Raw genomic sequence first — 19511 nt, forward strand, 5'->3', positions numbered from 1 at the left:
CCCGAGGGCCCATCAAGTTGCGCGAGCGGCCGGCTTGTCGAGCCAAGCTGCGGCATGCATTCGACCGTCCGTTTCACCCGTCCAGCCTTCGACGCGGGCCTTGGGATCATTCGGGTACTCGCCGCGCTGCTGGGCCAAGACCGTGTCGCCCCATCCGACAGGCGTCCCAGAGCGTGGTTCCGCGTAAAGGTCATCGGGCGCGATCAACGAGATATGCTTAATCGTGGCTGGCCAGACAGGATCGCGACAAGTCGCATTCGCAACGATTCGCATAACGGTAAAAACCAGAATCAACGGCATCATCAGCAGACGAATGAAGACCGGCGCACGCATCCCGAAGCCATACAGCGAAAACAGGAACGACTCGCGCGGCGTCTCGCGCTGCGTGTGAAACAGCATCGGCTTGGGCAAACCGTTCGGACCATCGTTCATGTATGCGCACCAATAGTTCCACTGCGCGAGCGCCATTTCGACCTGCCGCTTGCCGGTCCATTCCCGGCCGATCGAGAACACACGAGTGACATTGCCGTGGTCGTCGACCGTGTAATGACGGATGTGGAAGATCGTGCCGAAAGACGTGTCTTCGCGGTGCAGACAGAAAATCGAATCTTCCGTCCACGGCGCTTCCCAAATGACATCGCCCTCGCCGGGCTTCGCGAAGAAACGGCGAGCACGAATCGCAAAAAGCTTGCGAGCTTCGCGATGAAAGCGGATCGGGCGATAGCGCAGACCAAAGAATAGACCTCTCCCGAATTTCCAGACAAGGAAGGAAAAACCCAGAGAAATGCATACAGCAAAAACATCGCCCAATGAATCTGCGGCATCCGAATATCGAATATGCGTTAGCCAATATACATATGGCCCAATTCCTATACATACGAATGCGAAAATGATTCCAGTGATGAACCATTGCTTTTCAAGAAATGATGGCTCGATCACATCCATGAAGGTCGTGTTGATGCAGAACGTCGAGCCGAAATCCTGAACATCGGGGCCAACGGATCGATTGATCGGCAAGCGATGCGCCAGATCCCATTCCGGCACTGGCTTGCCGATACACTTCTTCATGACGCGTTCGTCCATGTATCAACCTCCTGCCGCCGAGGTGAAAGCCTTGAGCTCTGCCTCGAGCGAGTCGTAGTGTTCCCCCTTACTGAACTTGCAGCGAGACACCCAGTCTTTGAGGGCCGACGCCTTGAAAATCGCGATTGTGATAACCGGCTCCCGAGGGCCCATCAAGTTGCGCGAGCGGCCGGCTTGTCGAGCCAAGCTGCGGCATGCATTCGACCGTCCGTTTCACCCGTCCAGCCTTCGACGCGAGCCTTGGGATCATTCGGGTACTCGCCGCGCTGCTGGGCCAAGACCGTGTCGCCCCATCCGACAGGCGTCCCAGAGCGTGGTTCCGCGTAAAGGTCGTCGGGCGCGATCAACGAGATATGCTTAATCGTGGCTGGCCAGACAGGATCGCGACAAGTCGCATTCGCAACGATTCGCATAACGGTAAAAATCAGAATCAGCGGCATCATCAGCAGACGAATGAAGACCGGCGCACGCATCCCGAAGCTATACAGCGAAAACAGGAACGACTCGCGCGGCGTCTCGCGCTGCGTGTGAAACAGCATCGGCTTGGGCAAACCGTTCGGACCATCGTTCATGTATGCGCACCAATAGTTCCACTGCGCGAGCGCCATTTCGACCTGCCGCTTGCCGGTCCATTCCCGGCCGATCGAGAACACACGAGTGACATTGCCGTGGTCATCGACCGTGTAATGACGGATGTGGAAGATCGTACCGAAAGACGTGTCTTCGCGGTGCAGACAGAAAATCGAATCTTCCGTCCACGGCGCTTCCCAAATGACATCGCCCTCGCCTGGCTTCGCGAAGAAGCGGCGCACACGAATCGCAAAAAGCTTGCGGGCTTCACGATGAAAGCGGATTGGCCGATAGCGCAGACCAAAGAATAGGCCGCGCCCAAGCTTCCAGACTAGCGTGCCGAAAAGGACTATTGGGAAGATGGCTATGCAATTAAATACGAACATCCAAAACGGAGGAGCTGGGTCAGCGTGCGTCAGGAAATACACATACGGGCCAATCCCAATACCTAAGAAGGCCACTACAACACCAGTGACAAACCACTGCTTCTCTAGAAAGGACGGTTCGATCACGTCCATGTAGGTTGAATTAATGCTGAACGTCGACCCAAAATCCTGGACGTCTGGACCAACGGATCGATTGATCGGCAAGCGATGCGCCAGATCCCATTCCGGCACTGGCTTGCCGATACACTTCTTCATGACGCGTTCGTCCATGTATCAACCTCCTGCCGCCGAGGTGAAAGCCTTGAGCTCTGCCTCGAGCGAGTCGTAGTGTTCCCCCTTACTGAACTTGCAGCGAGACACCCAGTCTTTGAGGGCCGACGCCTTGAAAATCGCGATTGCGATACCCACCAAAATAGATAGGATCAAGGCAGGCCAGAACAGCGGCAGGCTGAAGAATGCGGCAGCCGCAACGTATACGCCTAGAACTCCACTTAGAGCATAGAGAGCAGTTAGACCGTATTCTTTATTGCCATATGCCTCCGGCATGTTCTTGACGATGTCATACCCAGCCAACACGATACCGGCAATCGCACCAAGGCCGCGACCGACCTTCGCCCCGACCTCGGCCCATTCGCTGGCGCCGGCCCACTGCTTCATGATGAACGCCGACAGCGGATGAGCCGGCGCTTTCGCCACGGTTTCCGACGCGGTTTCAATAACGGTCCCGACGATCGAAACGACGGCTCCAACTGCTTTCAGACCGGTTTCGCGTTGGCTGAACTGATCGCTGCCCGCCCAATCCTTTGCCGCGAAGGTAAGCGTCGCCATCTGGAAAATCACCGTCACGACGCCGAGATTGAACTCTCGGGCTGAGCCGAGCCACTTCTTGGCGGCATCCACGCCCGGAACCTTAACGGCCTTGATCGCGCCGGCCTCCAGTTTCCCGTCTCGGACCAGGGCCTCGACATCCATCTCATAGGCGACGACATTCGGGTCACTTGGTGGTGCCGTCCTCAAGACCTGTTTCCCGACTTGAGTCGCCGACGCGCGCTGTTCGGTCCGGTTGCCATCCAGTTTGACGCCCAACTCCCGGGCTTGCTGTAAAGCCCAGTCGCGGATTGCAAGCTTGCTGACTTGCGACGGTTTGAGTCGAACGCCGGACTGTATCGCCAAACGAATGGTCACGAAGCCGAGCGCGGCACCCCGCGTGGCCTTCGTAAGTACGTCGACGATCTGATTGGCAGTCGTCACGATGAGCCGATCGCGCAGGTTGGCCGCGTTGCCGAGATTTTCGATCTTTTTGAACGCTTCCTTGTAGAGGTTCAGGAAGTTCTCGTACTGGATATCAGAACCGTGTACCTGTGCATCCGCCGCTTTCATCAGCGTGTCCTGATTGAACATCAGGGCGCGCGCGTACAGATTGCGGATGTTCGACGCCTGACCGTTCAACCAGCCATCGAGCACTTTCTTGCAAGCCTCCGTGCCGACAGCAGCACCAATGGCCTGTGCGCACGACTCACTATATGCGTAACCACTTCGAAGATCCTGCTGATCATGAACCCCAGCCATCCATTCGGCGAGCAGTTGAGACTTGAGCCAATCCGCATGTGCCTGTACCAGGGGCTGCCATTTCGGCTTGAAGGCCTCGAGTGCTTGCTGATACTCCTGCGGGAAGCGTTTCAACGCCTCTTCATCGAGCACGCTGGTTCGCTTCCCGTCGGGACCGACCTTGAACGCTGCGTCCTCCCACGCCTCATTCGCGGCCTCTTCCTGTGTTGCGGGGACGTTTTCGGTCTTGCGCTCTTCCTCCTTTACCGCCTGTTCAAAACTCCCCGTCCTGATCCAGGAACGCATCACGTGGAAAAACCCAATTGCATCCGGCGCGATTGGTGCGCCGACCTTCATATTGACCGCGTTGGCGTCCGCGATGGTTTTCGAGGTTCCATAGGTCAGACCGGTCACAGCCTTCGCATTGGCCCGGATTCCCGCTTCGGCTCGTTCGAGCAGTTGCGCCGATGTCCACTTCCAGTACACCTGTTCGTCGAAACCATTGTTCAGGTTGGGGACGGTCAGTTCGGCGAGGTCATTGGTAAGGCCAACGGGATCGTTGACCGCCACCACAAAACCTTTCTTGTTGGGCGACTCGGCCATCGCGTCGCCGATTCGTTTGGCGACGTTGCGCTGACGTAGACGAATCTCATCCTTGGGCGCGCGGTTGCTGAAGTCGAACGCGGCCTTCATTGCCTGGGCATCCATCGCGAAATGGGCGATCTTGCCCTGCGTGGCTTGAAATTCGCCCGTATCGGTCGCGCCTCCGCCTAGCATCGCGGGGATGTTGACGCATTGCATATGCTGCTTGCGCCAAGCTGCGTCATTGATTTTGTTGTGTACGAGGTCTTTGGTCCATCGCACGTTCGACCAGCCAATCCAGAGGTTGGTCGCTTCGTCGCCTCCGGGCGTGTGTTCGACGCTCACGCAACGGCCGAGCGACTCAAAAGCCATGTCTCCGTTTCTCGCACAGCCTTGGGTTAGCGCGCTCTCCGCATCGCCGGGCGGTGGCGTCACGTCCGGGGGGAAACTCCACATGACTCCATCGTCAAGCACCATGTAGGCGCTCAGCTTCTTCCGTTTCTCGTCGTACGTGTACAGATAGCCAGGACGCAACGCGCGCAGCGTGTACTTGGCGGCGGCGACGGCCTGAGGGGCGCGCCCATCAATCCGAAAATTGCCAGACAGAGCCGGCGCTTTCGACGCACCACGCGGGCACGCGATCGCGTATCGAGCGGGATAAATCAGCAGCGACTGACGATCGCACAGCGGACAGCCTTTAGTGGTCGGCATGGGTTGCCCCTCGGAATTTCATGGTATGAAGTGATAGCCTTTATTCGGTCAGGAAAGCGTGCCGCATACGTTGAACCGCATCGTCGACGAGCGCATCGGTGGTCATCGCGTCCAACTCGCCCGCCGAGCACAGGGCCCGATCGAGCGCAGCCGGCAACTGCGCTGCCTGATCGGCCGACAGTGCCGGCAGCCGCCGGCGAATCTGGTCGGCGATCTCACTGCGGTTGATGCGAGGCCACTGGTCCGGGCGCGGCCAGCCGGACGGTTGAGCGTCCAGCGGCACAATTTCGGCACCTAGGCCGGCGCTGCGCCAGCGATGGCTATGCCAGACGAAGCGCCATTCGTGAACGGGCCCCAGGAGGGCCATCCGCTGGATCGGATCGAACACCGCCAGCGTGAGGCTCAAGACACGCGGATCATAGTATCGCCAGAACACCGGATGCCCGCCCTCGCCAGGACCGACCAGATACCGTGCGATGTGTTCAGCAAGCGCATCGGCATCCACGGCACTGTCGATCCACGCGCAAATTGCGGGCGGTCGTTCAACCTCTGTTTCCTCCTGCCATCGTTCGATCGCAATCCGTTGCCCCTCCGGATCGAGCGCAGCGAGGTCGATCAACCGCGGCATCAGTTCTTCGCGATGGGCCAGCACGCGCGGCGTGCAGGCGCGCATGTCGAGCGCGGCCAGATCGGGCACGTGCGCGAGTGTCGCAGGTTCCACCAGCAGAAATCCGGTCGTCGGTAGCGCCTGGTGATCGGGCACGGGCAGCATCGGGGGCGGGGACGTTTTCATTCGACCGTCCATCAGGCGAGCGTGATCGACGCTTGGCCGGTTTGTGCGGCACCGTCGGCCAATTGCGAGCACAAGTCCGGTCCAGGGAACTGCGCCGGAACGCTCTGCGGCCCAACAGTATCGTGGCTGCCCGCGTGAATCTTGTTCTCGCCGGGCGTGTAGCCCACGATACCTTTCGCGCTCACTTCGAACTGGCTGTTGCCGGCCGTCAAGCGAATGCCCTGCTTGGCGGTGATGTTGATCCAGTCCGTCGTGCTGATGATCGACAAGACCTTCTTCGCCAGCAGCTCCAGCTCGTCGTTTTCCGCATGCACCTGCACTTTGCCGCTCGCCGCGATCAGCTTCATGCCCATCTTGTGCACGAACAGCGAGAACTTGTCCGATACGCTGGCGAAGAACGATTTCCCTGTCGCGACCGACACGCTGTCGCCGGCCGTGACGGCCACGTGCTGGCCGCCCGTGACGTGCGCTGTCGCGGGCGTCGTGACGGCAATGCCGGCCGCGCCAGCCAACAACAGGTGCGCTTCGTTGAGTTCCGGGAAATCGCCCTTGTCACGACTGCCCGTCGCCCCCGCGCCCTGGATGCCATCCACCTGCAATTTCAGCGCATCGGCGATTGGCGTCTGATCCACTCCGTTGTCCTGCGCCTGATAGTGCTGCGCGAGCTTGCCAAGTTGTCCGTGTAACGTTTGCGCTTTGGTCAACCGCGATGTCGGTTCGCTAACGTCCGAGAGGTGCCCCTGCGCGGCGGGACGCACCTCTGTGCTGATCACCATGCCCCTGCCGGTACGGATCGCGCCAACCTCATCGGTACGCAACTCGAAGCCTTCGCCTCGGGCATCTTTTCGGCCCTGCCAGTCCTCGATCCGCGTGATCTTGCCGAGCGACAACTGGCTTGCCGCATGGTCCGACCGAAGTTGCGCCTGAATGGCGTTCGCCGTATCGTCGAAAATCAGGTGATTGCTGCGGCCGGACGAGGCGTTGCCGTCCGCGCCGGTCAGCTCACGGCTGCGGATGCCCATCAGCGCGTTCTCGTCCGGCAGTTTCCACGACGGCACGTTGCGCGCATTCATCACGCGGCCCGTGATGATCGGATGGTCCGGATTGCCGTCGAGCCATTGCACGATCACTTCTGAACCGATGCGGGGCAGCGCCGCGATCCCCTGGCCGCCGCCGGCCCAGCCGCTTGCGACCCGCACCCATGTCGAATACTTGCCGTCGCGATCCCAGTGGAATTGAACCAGCACCCGGCCATGTTCGTCGGTGTGAATGCTCGCGCCGGATGGGCCGACAACGGTCGCTGTCTGCGGCGCGAGAATCTTCGCGTCGACGCTGTTGAAGCCGCGTCCGGGACGCCATGGCGTGGCCTTGGGGACACAGGTGAATTCGTTGCGGTACTCCGCCAGCACGCCCGTGTCTTGCAGATAGTTGTTGGTCGCCACGTGCCGGACCGAGACAATCAGGTATTCGTCGTCGCTCGGGTCGCGGCTCAGCGCCGAGCCGTAACGGTCCGTCAGTCGGAACCAGCGCCCCGGCTGCACGAAGCGATTGTTGCCCTTTGCGTCGAAACGCTTGATCGTCGCTTCGATTTCCTCCATCCGGCGATTGACAACCTGATAGCCATGCTCCATGTTCCGATAGCCGTACGCGCCAGCGTATTCGTTCCATTCAAGCTGCGGCAGCGCGGCTTCCGGGCTCGACAGACTCGTTTGAACGTGAGTCGGCGTCGGGGTCTTGAAGTCGAAACGGGACAATTCCGCATGGGTCGACGTGGTTTGCTGGAACGGGGACCAGCTCAGAATGCTGTCCGATTCCTCTGCGCCCATGCCATTGTGGAAGCGGATTTCGTGTACCTTGCCATCGATCGCGGGCGCGGGACGCGTCGGATCAGAGATAGTGAGCCTGTGCGACGTGGCCGTGTGCTCGTACCAGTACAGATAGCCCGCGTGTTCCCAACGCCGATGAACGTAATTGTGATCGTCTTCGTCGAACTGGCAGGCCATCGTCATGCGCGGATCGTCTTCCCCGACCTGCCACGCCCATTCGGGCAACACGCCATAGTCCTGAAAAACCGTCGCTGTCTGGTCGTGCAGGTTCTGATCGAGGAACAGGCGATTGTGCTGGCTGTACTTCAGGTAGCTCAGCCACGGGCCCACGTGCGCCTCGTAGAATACCCAGCCGCCGTCCGTGCGAATGTGCCGGAACGCGAAGATATGGCCATTGAAATATCGTCGGCTGCCGTCGCCGCGCACCAAGCTGGCCGTCACGCGCTTGCCGATGAAATCCTTCGGCGCAAGGTGGTCGTTATCCGACAGGATTTCAATCTTGTACGCGAAATCCTTCGATAGCGCTTCAACTGCCTCGAATGCGTTCGGCAGCAGGATATTGTGAGGTGCGTTATCGTCCGGAAAGCTAATTTGCACTTGCCGGTTGTGCTGCGGCCCCAGCGCAAGGTCTCTCAGGGCTTGTGCCGTATTCTGCATTGTTCTTATCCGTTGATCCGGGCGCGAAGTGCCGCCGGGCCGCCCGTGCGCCCTGGAATGCACCGGCAAAGTGGAGCTGACAATGCTCGTGCCCGCCCCGACGTGCAGCGATAAGCTCAGACGTATCCCACAAAGCCCCTTGAAGGCCCACGGGGAAAACTGTCAGGTTAGATTGAGGGATTTTCGCTCGGCGAACGGCAAAAAACACACGTTCCCTCTCATAAATTCGCAACTCGACCAACATCAATCAATCGCGTGCCGCTATCCGCCTGACAACGCACGGAATATATACGTACCGAAAGGAGGACATCCCCCGGACACGGCCCAGCCATGGTCTACCGCGTGTTGCCGTCGATCTTTGCGCTCGAACAACTGTGAGAGACGCCGCCGCCGTCCGGGAGGGCAGTGGCGGGCATACCTTTGCGTGGCATTTTTTGGCCTCCCGTCAAAGTGACTTTGCCAGCCACACCCAGTCAGTGTTCAAGGCGAAGTTCCAGGCTCTCCTCCCCAGGCGAGGCTACAAGCGCTCCATCATCGCACTCGCCCACAAGATTCTGCGTACCGTCTACTTCATCCTCAAGCGACGCGAACATTACCGGGACTCCGTCGTTGACTATGAAGCCCTCGCCGTTCAACGCAACGCACCTCGCTGGATCAAGGCCCTGGTCAAGCACGGCTTCCAGAACTCCACCACCGCCTGACCGCCAGAGTTCTCCTCCAGATGACCTGCATTGGTCAGGCAGGCGCTCGCCCTGAGTCCCGTTTCTTTCACGCTAAAATCTACCCGAAAAAGCACCCGAAAAAATTAGGGATTGTACGATACTTCCCGGACCGATGCGGCACAACCAACCGCCCGAAACCCTCATAAATAAAGGCCAAACGGGACGCCTTCGAATCTTACGCCCCCCCCCAACCGCGCAGCTACTGGTGGATCGCGCCGCGCAAGACGGCGGGCGAGGCGCTCGTCGGCCGGTTCTGTGCGTGGCTCGAAGCGCAGGCTCACGGCGGCTGAATACCCGGACGGGCGGGCGTCGGATCGGGAAAGTCGACCGGACGACCGTTTGCTACGCTACGCGCCGCGCCGATTGAGCGCCGGATCGATCGCGCGGCGAACGCCGTGCGATCGCACCACCCGCCGCATTTCGACCGCCGCATTTCGACCGCCGCATTTCGACCGCCGCATTTCGACCGCCGCATTTCGACCGCCGCATTTCGACCGCCGCATTTCGACCGCCGCATTTCGACCGCCGCGCTTCTACCGCCGCATTTCGACCGCCGCGCTTCGACCTCTGCACTCCGACCGCCGCGCCTCGATCGCCCCCCGCCGCCCCCCCGCCGCCCCCCCGCCGCGCCTCGCCGCGCTTCGCCCCCGAACCGCCGTCACTCACACCATCGGCCCCGGCTCCTTCTCCCTGCGCAGCAGCGCATGGAGAATGATCGCGCCGAACGTCGCGGTGCCGATCCCGCCGAGCGCGAAGCCGCCGAACTTCAGCGAGAAGTCGCCCGCGCCGAGCACGAGTGTGACGGCCGCGACGATCAGATTCCGGTTGTCCGAGAAGTCGACGCGGTTCACGACCCAGATCCGCGCGCCCGTCACCGCAATGAGGCCGAACACGACGATCGACACGCCGCCCAGCACCGGTCCCGGAATCGTCTGGATCACCGCGCCGAACTTCGGCGAGAAGCCGAGCACGATCGCGATCAGCGCGGCCGCGACGAACACGAGCGTCGAGTAGATCCGCGTGACCGCCATCACGCCGATGTTCTCCGCATACGTCGTCACGCCCGTGCCGCCCACGCTGCCCGACACGATCGTCGCGAGCCCGTCGCCGACGAACGCGCGGCCAACGTAGCGATCGAGGTTGCGGCCCGTCATCGCGCTCACCGCCTTGATGTGGCCGAGATTCTCGGCGACGAGGATCACCGCGACGGGCGCGATCAGCAGCATCGCGTGCGGATCGAACACCGGCCGATGGAACGTCGGCACGCCGAACCACGCGGCGTTCGCAACGCTCGCGAAATCGATCGGCTTGCCGAGCCTCATGCCGTTCGTGAGCACCGCGTAGATCGCATAGGCGATCAGCACGCCGACGAGAATCAGGAGCCGCTGCAGCATCCCGCGCGCGAACACCGCGACGCCGCCGACGCAGAGCACGGTCACGAGCGCGAGCGTCGAATCGAACGTCGACGCGGAGACGCTCTTCACCGCGATCGGCGCGAGGTTGAGCCCGATCACCGCGACGATCGCGCCCGTGACGACGGGCGGCATCAGCGCCTCGATCCAGCGGGTGCCGATCGCCGACACGACGACGCCGATCAGCGCATAGACGACGCCGCATGCGACGATCCCGCCGAGCGCGACGGGCACGTTCGGGTTCGCGCCGCCGCCGCCGTAGCCCGTCACCGCGATCACGAGGCCGATGAACGCGAAGCTCGAGCCGAGATAGCTCGGCACGCGGCCGCCGACGAGCACGAAGAAGAGCAGCGTGCCGATCCCGGACATCAGGATGCAGAGGTTCGGATCGAAGCCCATCAGGAGCGGCGCGAGCACGGTCGAGCCGAACATCGCGACGACGTGCTGCACGCCCATCGCGAACGTCTGCGGCCACGGCAGGCGCTCGTCGGGGGCGACGACGCAGGCCGCGTCGTCGCGCGGCTGCGCGCGCCACCGCGGGAAATAGGAATCGGCCATCGCGGGATTCTCCTTGTTGTCTGGATTGAGGCGCGCGCGACGGCGCGTCGAGGCAAAATCAGGCGCGAGTGTACGAAGCGGGAATCGCGCTGACAAGCGGCGCGCAAAAACGGCCGCCGCGCGGCATGCGCGCGGACAGGAAACGCAAGAAACGGGAAAGGAAACGCGCGCGGATGCGGCGAAGGCCGCCCGCGTCGAAGGCAGCAGGCGGGACGCGGGCAAGGAGGCGGGTGCATCGGGCGCGCAGCCGGCGTGCGCCGAAGACATGCGAGCCGGCGCAGTCGCGTCCGACGCGGCTCAAGCGGCTCAAGCGGCTCAAGCGGCTCAAGCGGCTCATGCAGCTCATGCGGCCGATGCGGCCGATGCGGTCTGCACGGCTGCGGCGACAAGGCCATTCGGCGACTTGCCGTCCCGACGCATCCGGCATGGCGCCCGCGCCCGCAAAATCGACGGCAACGAAACCGCGCCCGAAAGCAAAACGGGCGGCCCACGCCGCCCGCTTCACCGCATCAAGCTCGCCGCGGACGGCGCAGCCGCCGCCGAGCGGACGCGAATCGGCTGGACGCCGCCGCCGAATCGCGAGCGCAAGCCGCGATGCTTACGGATTCAGATACTGGAACAGCGACAGATTCTGCATCTGCACGAACGCCTTCTGCGCGGCGCTCAGCGAATTCTGCAGTTGCAGGAACTGGCTGATCGCGGCCGGCAGGTTCGTGTCGGTCAGGTTCGACAGGCTGTTCGTCGTCTGAAGCGAATTCGTCGTCGTCACCGACTGCATCGCCTTCACTTCCTGCAGGCGGCCGCCGACCGACGCCTGCACGGTCAGCACGTTCGTCATCGTGTTCATCAGCTTCGTCAACGCGGTGGCCATCGTGTTCGTCAGTGCGGTCGACGCGGTCGCACTGTTGCCGACGGGCGTCTTCAGCGCGGCGATCACCGTGTCGAGCGTCGCGAACACGTCGGTGCCCGCCTGCGGCGCGGGCGTCACCGTGAATGTATCGCCCGCCGCCGGCGTGCCCGACACCGCGACCGTCTGCCCGCCGAGATTGATCCCCACGCCCGCCGAGTAAGGCTGCGCAGTGGTCGTCGTCGGCGGCGCGACCGTGTTGTCGGTCACCGTGTAGGTCGGCGCCGCCGCCGTGCCGCCGAACGTGATCGTGAACTGGTGCGTGTTGGTCGGATCGGACGGATTCGTGATGCTGACCGCGCCGATCGTGCCCGTGCCCGTGTTGCTCGCGCCCGCGGCGGGCACCGGCAGGCTGCCGAGGAACGGCACCGACGTAAACACGCTCGCGCCGTTGTCGCCCTGCGAGATCGTGCGCGTGTCGGCGATCTGCACGGTCCGCGCGCCATAGTCGCCGGCGTACGTGACGCCGCCGCCCGGCTTGTTCGAGAACGGCTGCGTCGTCGGCTGGAAGCCCGAGAACAGGTAGTTGCCGGCGCCGTCCGCCGTGTTCGCGAGTGTGAGCAGGTGGTCGCGCGAGCCCTGGATCTGCTCGGCGAGCGCCGCGCGGTCACTGTCCGACAACCCGCCGTCGCCCACGTGCAAGATCGCCTGATGCGCGGCGTTGAGCGCGTCGCTTACGCTCGTGAGCGTCGCGCTCTCGGTCTGCAGCGCGGTCTGGACGACGAACTGATTCGACGTGTACTGCGCGAGCGTCGCCGACGTCGCCGACAGCTGGACCGCCTGCGCGGCCGCGAGCGGATTGTCGGCGGGCGTCGTCAGGCTGACGCCGCTCGACACCTGCTGGTAGAGCTGAGCGATCTGCGCCTGCTGGTCGTTCATCATGTCGACGTTCAGGCTGTAGAGCTGAGAGCTGGAAATGCGCATCGCCGTCTACCTCGTTCAGTTGAACAGACCGAGCACGGTCTGGAACAGCGAATCCGCCGTCTGGATCACCTTCGCGTTCGCCTGATAGAGCTGCTGATACTGCATCAGATTCGCCGCTTCCTCGTTCTGGTTCACGCCCGACACCGACTGCTGCTGCGCCGTGATCTGGCCGACGAGCGCCGTCTGCGCGGTGCTCGACGCCTTCAACTGGCTCGCCGCGTTGCCGATCGCGTTCACGTAGCCCGCGTACGCGCCCGTCAGCGTCGTCGTGCCGTTGTTCATCGTCTTCGAGTTGACGAGCTGCGACAGCGCGAGCGCGTTGCGGCCGTCATTCGTGCCCTTGTTCGCGCCGATCGTGAACTGGTCGCCGTCCGCAGGCGTGCCCGACAGCGACACGCTCACGCCGTTGATCACGGTCGACGACGACGGCGGCTGCGTCGTGCTCGAAATCGTCATCGACGCGCCCTGCGACGGGTCGTACGGCACGGACGGCGTCGCGGTCGTGATGTCGTACGACACCGACGGGGGGCCCGCGACCGTCACCGTCGTGCCGACCGGGAAACCCGACAGCGTCTTCGACGATGCGTTGTACGTGAGCGTCGTCGTGCCGGACGGCAGTTGATAGCCCGTGCTCACCGATCCCTGCGTGATCGCGCCCGTGCCGCTGTTCGTCGGCGCGCTCGCCGCGAGCACCGGCGACGCCGCCGCGATCGCCGAGCCGTTCGAGGTCGCGAGCGCGAAGCCGTCGAGCGCGCCGCGCGTCGGCAGCACGGTGAACGCGTCGCCTGCGGCGGGCGTGCTCGTCAGCGACAGATTCAAGCCGCCGATCGTCATCGTCGGCGGCGTGGATGTCGGCGTCGCCGTGCCGACGACGCTGCCCGTCGCACGATCGGTCAGCGTGTATTTCGCGCCGTCGAACGACAGCGAGTAGTCGCTAGACGGCGGCTGCGTGCCGTCCGCGATCGACGCGGACAGCGTCGCGCTACCGGTATTGCCCTGGTTCGCATAGACGACCGGGCTGCCGACCGTGAAGAGATTGCCGCCCGGATTGCCGGACAGATCGATGCCGAGCGCGTTCTGCGCGTTGACCTGCGCGGCGAAGCTGACGGCGAGCGCGCCGAGCTGCGCCTGCGCGGGATCGAGCGTCTGGCGGCGGAACGCGAGCAGGCCGCCCAGCGTGCCGCCCGTCAGCGACACGTCGGGCAGGGGCTGGGTCTCGCCCGGCGGGTTCGCGCCCGCCATGCCCTTCGACACGATCGTGAGCTCGCTCGGATCGGACGGCGACGCGACGGCGGCGAGCTGATAGCTCGCGTTCCCGACGACGAGCGGCTGGCCGCCCGACAGGAACACGCTGTAGCTGCCGTTGCTCTGCACGACCTGCACACCCGCGAGCTGCGACAGGTTCGACACCGCGAGATCGCGCTGGTCGAGCAGTTGGTTCGGCGGCTGGCCCTGCGAGCTCGCCGACGCGATCTGCTCGTTGAGCTGCGCGATCTGCGTGGTGTAGCCGTTGATCTTCGTGACGGTGTCGGTGAGCTGCGAGTTCACGGTCTGGCGCAGCTGCGAGTACTGCTGGCTCGCGGCCACGAGCTGGCTCGCAAGCGTCTGCGCGTTGCTGATCGCGGTCTGCCGCGTGGACGGATCCGCCGCGTTGTTCGCGACCGTCTGCAGGCCGGTGAAGTAGTTCGTGATCGCGGTCGAGATGCCGGCCGTCGGGCTGCCGACGTAGTTGTTCAGCTGCGCGACGAGCGAATAGTAGGTCGACAGCGAGCTGCCCTGCGTCTGCGCGGCGTTGAGCTGGTTCGACAGATACTGGTTGTACTGGCGCTCGACGGTGACGGTCGTCACGCCTTGCGGCAGGTAGCCGCTGCTCGTGTACTGGCCGCTCGCTTCCGCGAAGACGGGACGCTCGACGGAATAGCCGGGCGTCGCCGAGTTGCTGATGTTCTGGCCGGTCGTGGTGATCCCCCAGAGCGCGGCGTTCAGGCCGCTGATCCCGAGGTTCATGAGGGTATTGGACATGCGCGATCCTATGAGCCGGCCGCGCCGCGGCCGCCGGGTTGCGTGGACTCCCGGTATAACGGCCGCGCGTGAGAAAAATTGAGGGACCGCATGCGCAAAAATGCGCGCGGCGTCCTGCGGTCGGCGCGCGAGCGCGGCCGCAGGCGTCGCGGGCTGCTTCGCCCGCCGCGAATCAGGCCCGCGCGAGCTGCCGGCGCTTCATCTCGAGCTGCGTGATGAGGCGCTGCAGCGTGTTCTCGGCGTTGCCCGGCAGCGATACGAAGCGAAAGCCGAGCTGGTAGCGGCGCGCGCCGTTCGGCGCGTCGGTCGAGCGGTGCGACACGAGCTGCAGATCGAGCGACAGCATCCCGTGGCCGTTCAGGTTCAGCTCGACGTCGGGCAGCGTCATGCCCGGCTCGAGCGCGGACACGCGCTCGTCGACCGTGCGCAGCCCGAGGCCGCCGAGCGACAGGTTGTGCACTTCGAACCGGAAGCTCTCGCCGTCCGGCAGCCTGCCGCAGCACACGTACGGATCGAGGATCGGCGCGTCGACGCGGAAATATTCGCGGCGCTGCACGCAGTACAGCACGTCGGGGAAGTCGGCTTCGAATGCGGGGAGGTTTTCGTAGCGGGTTTCGCGCGGGGTCGCGGTCGAGAATTCGACGCGCACGCCGTCCGGCGACGCATGGAACACGCAGTGCGGCGCGGCGAGAATGCCCGCGTTCTGATCGGCGAGCGCGCCCCAGTCGAACACGAAGGTTCGCGCGCCGACGTCGACGTCGAGGATACGGGTGACGAGCTGGCCGCCCTGATACTGGACGGTCAGGAAATCCCCACGATTGACGAGATTGCGCAGCTGGACGCCGATCTCGAGCGGATTGCGGCGGCCGTAATCATGGCCGGAATGCGCGGCGGCGCTCGCGGCCTGACTCGTCGACTGTTCGGTATTCATGGCTTGCCGGTATTTATCTCGATGCGCCCGGCGGGTTGGGGGCGCGTTATGACCGGGGCGCGATCCGCCCGATCGTTGGTCTCTCACGTTTAGCGGCAACAGCAGCGCAAAGTTTAGATCGAAACCGGAGTTTATTTTTTTAGCAAACGTTAAAACCGCGCGAGGCCAAAGCCTGGCGCGGTCCGAAATGTACCGAATGCACCGAACGATTGCTCGGTTCGCGTCAGCCGATCTGCTGCATGATCGTAATCAGCTTCTTCGCATAATGCGGATCGGTCGCGTAGCCGGCCTTCTGCATCCCGTGCGCGAAGCCTTCCGCGCTGTGCCCCGCATTCAGCACGCCCGCGTAGCGCGGGTTGTTCTTCAGCAGGTTCGCGTAGTCGGTCATCGCGTGCTCGTACGAGTCGTACGCGCGGAACTGCGCGACGACGCGGTGCGGCTTGCCGTTCGCGTATTCGGTCGTGACGGCCGACACCGTGCGCCCGGTCCAGCCCTTCGTCGCCTTGATGCCGAACACGTTGTGGCTCGACTCGCCGTTCGCGCCGCGGATCTCGCGCTTGCCCCAGCCGGATTCGAGCGCCGCCTGGCCGACGATGAAGCGCGCCGGAATGCCCGTCGCCGCGCTCGCCGCCTGCGCGGCGCCCGCCATCTTCTCGACGAACGCGTCCGCGTTCGCGGAGCTGCCGTTGCCCTTGAGCGGCGGCGTCAGCGCGCTCGCGGCCGAATAGCCGCGCGTGCCCGCCAGCGCGCCGTTTCCGGACGACGCGTTCGCATACGCCTTCGCAAGCGCGTTCATCGCGACAAGGCCGCCTTCGCCCTGCGCGTCGGGCGCGACGTTCGTGTTGCGCATCAGTTGCTTCGCCAGCGCGTCCGCGACGCCGATACCCTTCCCCGACATCTGCTGCGCGAGCTGCTGGTCGAGCATCGACGTGTACATCTTCGACGAGCTCGAATCGAAGGGGCTGTTCGACGGCGTCGCGTCGCGCATGCTCTTCAGCATCATCTGCGTGAACATCGCGTCGAACTGGCCCGCGACCATCTTCACGCCTTCGCGCGGCGTCGCCGCCGCGGCCTTCGAGCGCATCGCGTCGAACCCTTGAACGTCGAGCGCGAAGCGCTGCGACAGATCGTTCGCTTTCGTGAAAGTCGTCACTTAGATGATCTCCAGATCCGCGCGCAGCGCGCCCGCCGCCTTCATCGCCTGCAGGATCGACATCAGATCCGCGGGCGTCGCGCCGAGCGAGTTGAGCGCCTTCACCACTTCGGCGAGATTCGCGCCCGCCGTCACCATCCGCAGCGCGCCGTTGTCCTGCTTGAGCTGAATCTGCGACTGCTGCGCGACGACCGTCTGCCCGTTCGAGAACGGCCCCGGCTGCGACACGACGGGCTGCGTGTTGACGACGACCGACAGATTGCCGTGCGCGACCGCGCAGTTCTGCAGCGTCACCATCTGGTTCATCACGATCGAGCCCGTGCGCGCGTTCAGGATCACCTTCGCGGCCGCCTTGTCGGGACTCACTTCCAGGTTCTGCAGCCGCGCCATGAACGCGACCTGCTGCGCCGAATCGGCGGGCGCCGTGAGCTGGATCGTGCGGCCGTCGAGCGCCGTCGCGGTACCCGGGCCGAAGCTCGAATTCACCGCCGACACGATCCGCTGCGCGGTGCCGTAATCCATGTCGTTCAATTGCAGTTGCAGCACGCCGTTCATCTGCGCGATCGCGTTCGGCACCGACCGCTCGACGATCGCGCCGCCGGCGATCCGCCCGGCCGCAAGCTGGTTCACCTGCACGCGGCTGCCGTTCGCGCTCGCGCCCGCGCCGCCCACCGCCATGTTGCCCTGCGCAAGCGCGTAGACCTGGCCGTCCGCGCCCTTCAACGGCGTGAGGAGCAGCGTGCCGCCGCGCAGGCTCTTCGCGTTGCCGAGCGACGACACCGTCACGTCGATCGCCTCGCCCGGCCGCGCGAACGGCGGCAGCGTCGCCGTCACCATCACCGCGGCGACGTTCTTCAGCTGCATGTTCGTCATCGCCGACGAGCCGCCGTTCGCCGAGCCGTTGTTGATCGAGATGCCGAGGTTTGCGAGCATGTTCGCGAGCGTCTGCGTCGTAAACGGCGTCTGCATCGTCTGGTCGCCGGTACCGTCGAGGCCGACGACGAGGCCGTAGCCGATCAGCGGATTGTCGCGCACGCCCTGGATCTGCGCGAGATCCTTCAGGCGCTCCGCGTGCGCGGCGACGGGCGCGAGCACGCAAGCGGCCGCGAGCGCGCAGCGCGCGGCTGCGCGGCGGGTCCAACGGAGAGCGCGCACGACGCGCGCGAGCAAGGTACGCATCGTCTTCACCACGGCGCGATGTTGAGGAAGAAGCGCTGCAGCCAGCCCATCGTCTCGGCTTCGTTGATGTAGCCCTTCGCCGAGTATTCGATCTTCGCGTCCGCGACCTGCGTCGAGTAGACCGAGTTCTGACCCGAGATCGTGTTCGGATTGACGATGCCCGAGAAGCGCACGAACTCGTTGCCCTGGTTGATCAGCATCTGTTTCTCGCCGCTGACGATGAGATTGCCGTTCGGCAGCACGTTCGTCACCGTCACGGTGATCGTGCCGTTGAACGTGTTCGCCGCGCTCGCGCCGCCCGTCGCGGCGAATTTGTTCGCGCCCTGCGCGGACAAATTCGCCTTGTTGAAGAGGCCGCCGAGGAAGCCCGCGGTCGGCACGTCGAAGCTCGTGTTGCCCTGCCGGTTCGTGTTCGCGCCCGACGACTTCGTCGCGTTGATGTTCTCCGCGATCACGATCGTCAGGATGTCCCCGACGTTGCGCGGCCGCTGATCCTCGAAGAGCGGCCGGCCCGCATAGCCCGGGTTGTAGATCGAACCGGGCGCCTGCATCGCGGGCGGCATCGGCGGCGTCGCCGACATCGGCTGCTGGATGATCGGCTCGCGCGGAAGCTGCGCGCAGCCGGCCAGCGCGAGCGCGGCCGCGACGGCGGCGGCGGCGCGGCACGCCGCCGCGTTGCGCGCGCCGCGCGCCGGTTGCGGGAGAAGACGAACCTGCTTCATGGCTTCGGACCTGGGACCGGTTAGCGCGACATCTGCGTGACGGTCTGCAACATCTGGTCGGACGTGGTCACGGCCTTGCTGTTGATTTCGTACGCGCGCTGCGTCTGGATCATGTTGACGAGCTCCTGGACGACGTTCACGTTCGACGCCTCGACGTAGCCCTGGTTGAGCGTGCCCGCGCCGTTCAGGCCCGGCTGCGACACGTTCGGCTGGCCCGACGACGTGGTTTCCGCGAACAGGTTCTCACCCTTCGCCTCGAGGCCGGCAGGATTGATGAACGTCGCGATCTGGAGCGAGCCGATCTGCACCGCGTTGTTCGACCCCGGCTGCGTAACCGACACGACGCCGTCGCTGCCGATCGTGAGCGACGTCGCGTTCTGCGGGATCGTGATCGCCGGGATCACCTGATAGCCGCTCGACGTGACGAGCTGGCCCTGCGCATTGGTCTGGAACGAGCCGTCGCGCGTATAGGCGTTCGTGCCGTCCGGCATCAGCACCTGGAAGAAGCCCTGGCCGTTGATCGCGACGTCTTTCGAGCCGCCCGTCTGCTGCAGATTGCCCTGCGTGTAGAGCCGTTCGGTCGCGACCTGCTGGACGCCCGTGCCGAGCTGCAGGCCCGACGGCAGCTCGGTTTGCTGCGTCGAGTTCGCGCCCGGCTGGCGCACGGTCTGGTACAGCAGATCCTCGAACACCGCGCGCGAGCCCTTGAAGCCGTTGGTGCTCACGTTCGCGAGATTGTTCGAGATCACGTCCATCTGCGACTGCTGCGCGTTCATGCCGGTCGCGGCGATGTAAAGGGAACGGTTCACGTGTTGACTCCTTGTC

At 64.1% G+C, this 19511-nt stretch carries 14 protein-coding genes and 2 pseudogenes; 2 read left to right on the forward strand and 14 right to left on the reverse strand.

The window, feature by feature from the left end; genetic code table 11:
* Positions 1–12 precede the first annotated feature (12 nt).
* From WS70_RS17435 to WS70_RS17455, 5 genes are all read right to left on the reverse strand, one after another.
* Entirely contained in the window at positions 13–1083 is a 1071-nt protein-coding gene (locus WS70_RS17435) for a DUF6708 domain-containing protein (protein WP_108033971.1), read from the reverse strand.
* 152 nt (positions 1084–1235) lie between these two features.
* Positions 1236–2309: a DUF6708 domain-containing protein gene (locus tag WS70_RS17440; protein WP_108033972.1), complete on the reverse strand. Its 1074-nt coding sequence runs from the start codon at positions 2307–2309 to the stop codon at positions 1236–1238.
* Between the two features lie 3 nt (positions 2310–2312).
* Entirely contained in the window at positions 2313–4880 is a 2568-nt protein-coding gene (locus WS70_RS17445; protein ID WP_059597519.1) for a T6SS effector BTH_I2691 family protein, read from the reverse strand.
* 40 nt (positions 4881–4920) lie between these two features.
* Positions 4921–5673 (reverse strand): DUF4123 domain-containing protein, encoded by a 753-nt coding sequence (locus WS70_RS17450; protein ID WP_226382779.1) that lies wholly within the window; start codon positions 5671–5673, stop codon positions 4921–4923.
* Positions 5674–5684: 11 nt separating this feature from the next.
* The gene (locus WS70_RS17455; RefSeq protein ID WP_059597521.1) at positions 5685–8156 is read right to left on the reverse strand and encodes a type VI secretion system Vgr family protein; all 2472 of its coding nucleotides are present in this window, start codon (positions 8154–8156) and stop codon (positions 5685–5687) included.
* Positions 8157–8614: 458 nt separating this feature from the next.
* On the opposite strand from WS70_RS17455, the pseudogene WS70_RS17460 reads away from it, so the two are divergent.
* A pseudogene (locus WS70_RS17460) lies at positions 8615–8857 on the forward strand (IS110 family transposase); the annotation flags it as partial.
* Positions 8858–9072: 215 nt separating this feature from the next.
* Positions 9073–9168, forward strand: a pseudogene (locus tag WS70_RS33640) (transcriptional regulator); the annotation flags it as partial.
* Between the two features lie 372 nt (positions 9169–9540).
* Here the strand turns inward: WS70_RS33640 and WS70_RS17470 are convergent.
* The 9 genes from WS70_RS17470 to flgG form a co-directional block, all read right to left on the reverse strand.
* Positions 9541–10848 carry a solute carrier family 23 protein gene (locus WS70_RS17470; RefSeq protein ID WP_059469316.1) on the reverse strand — a complete coding sequence of 436 codons (1308 nt, stop codon included), beginning with the start codon at positions 10846–10848 and terminating at the stop codon, positions 9541–9543.
* 58 nt (positions 10849–10906) lie between these two features.
* Positions 10907–11353, reverse strand: a complete 447-nt coding sequence (locus WS70_RS17475; RefSeq protein WP_159082914.1) for a hypothetical protein — start codon at positions 11351–11353, stop codon at positions 10907–10909.
* Positions 11354–11446: 93 nt separating this feature from the next.
* On the reverse strand, positions 11447–12679 hold the full coding sequence (gene flgL, locus WS70_RS17480; RefSeq protein ID WP_059597523.1) for a flagellar hook-associated protein FlgL: 1233 nt from the start codon (positions 12677–12679) through the stop codon (positions 11447–11449).
* 15 nt (positions 12680–12694) lie between these two features.
* Positions 12695–14701 carry a flagellar hook-associated protein FlgK gene (flgK, locus tag WS70_RS17485; RefSeq protein WP_059469319.1) on the reverse strand — a complete coding sequence of 669 codons (2007 nt, stop codon included), beginning with the start codon at positions 14699–14701 and terminating at the stop codon, positions 12695–12697.
* A gap of 172 nt (positions 14702–14873) precedes the next feature.
* Positions 14874–15632, reverse strand: coding sequence for a flagellar brake protein (locus WS70_RS17490; protein ID WP_059469320.1), 759 nt, complete (start codon positions 15630–15632; stop codon positions 14874–14876).
* A gap of 223 nt (positions 15633–15855) precedes the next feature.
* The gene (gene flgJ, locus WS70_RS17495; RefSeq protein ID WP_059469321.1) at positions 15856–16785 is read right to left on the reverse strand and encodes a flagellar assembly peptidoglycan hydrolase FlgJ; all 930 of its coding nucleotides are present in this window, start codon (positions 16783–16785) and stop codon (positions 15856–15858) included.
* Positions 16786–17976: a flagellar basal body P-ring protein FlgI gene (locus WS70_RS17500; RefSeq protein ID WP_059469322.1), complete on the reverse strand. Its 1191-nt coding sequence runs from the start codon at positions 17974–17976 to the stop codon at positions 16786–16788.
* A complete protein-coding gene (flgH, locus tag WS70_RS17505) occupies positions 17970–18686 on the reverse strand; it encodes a flagellar basal body L-ring protein FlgH (RefSeq protein ID WP_059469323.1) in 717 nt (238 codons plus the stop codon). Before flgH ends, WS70_RS17500 begins: the two co-directional genes overlap by 7 nt.
* A gap of 20 nt (positions 18687–18706) precedes the next feature.
* A complete protein-coding gene (flgG, locus tag WS70_RS17510; RefSeq protein WP_059597524.1) occupies positions 18707–19495 on the reverse strand; it encodes a flagellar basal-body rod protein FlgG in 789 nt (262 codons plus the stop codon).
* Between the last annotated feature and the right edge of the window lie 16 nt (positions 19496–19511).

It is taken from the genome of Burkholderia mayonis, from assembly GCF_001523745.2.
GTDB classification, from domain to species: domain Bacteria; phylum Pseudomonadota; class Gammaproteobacteria; order Burkholderiales; family Burkholderiaceae; genus Burkholderia; species Burkholderia mayonis.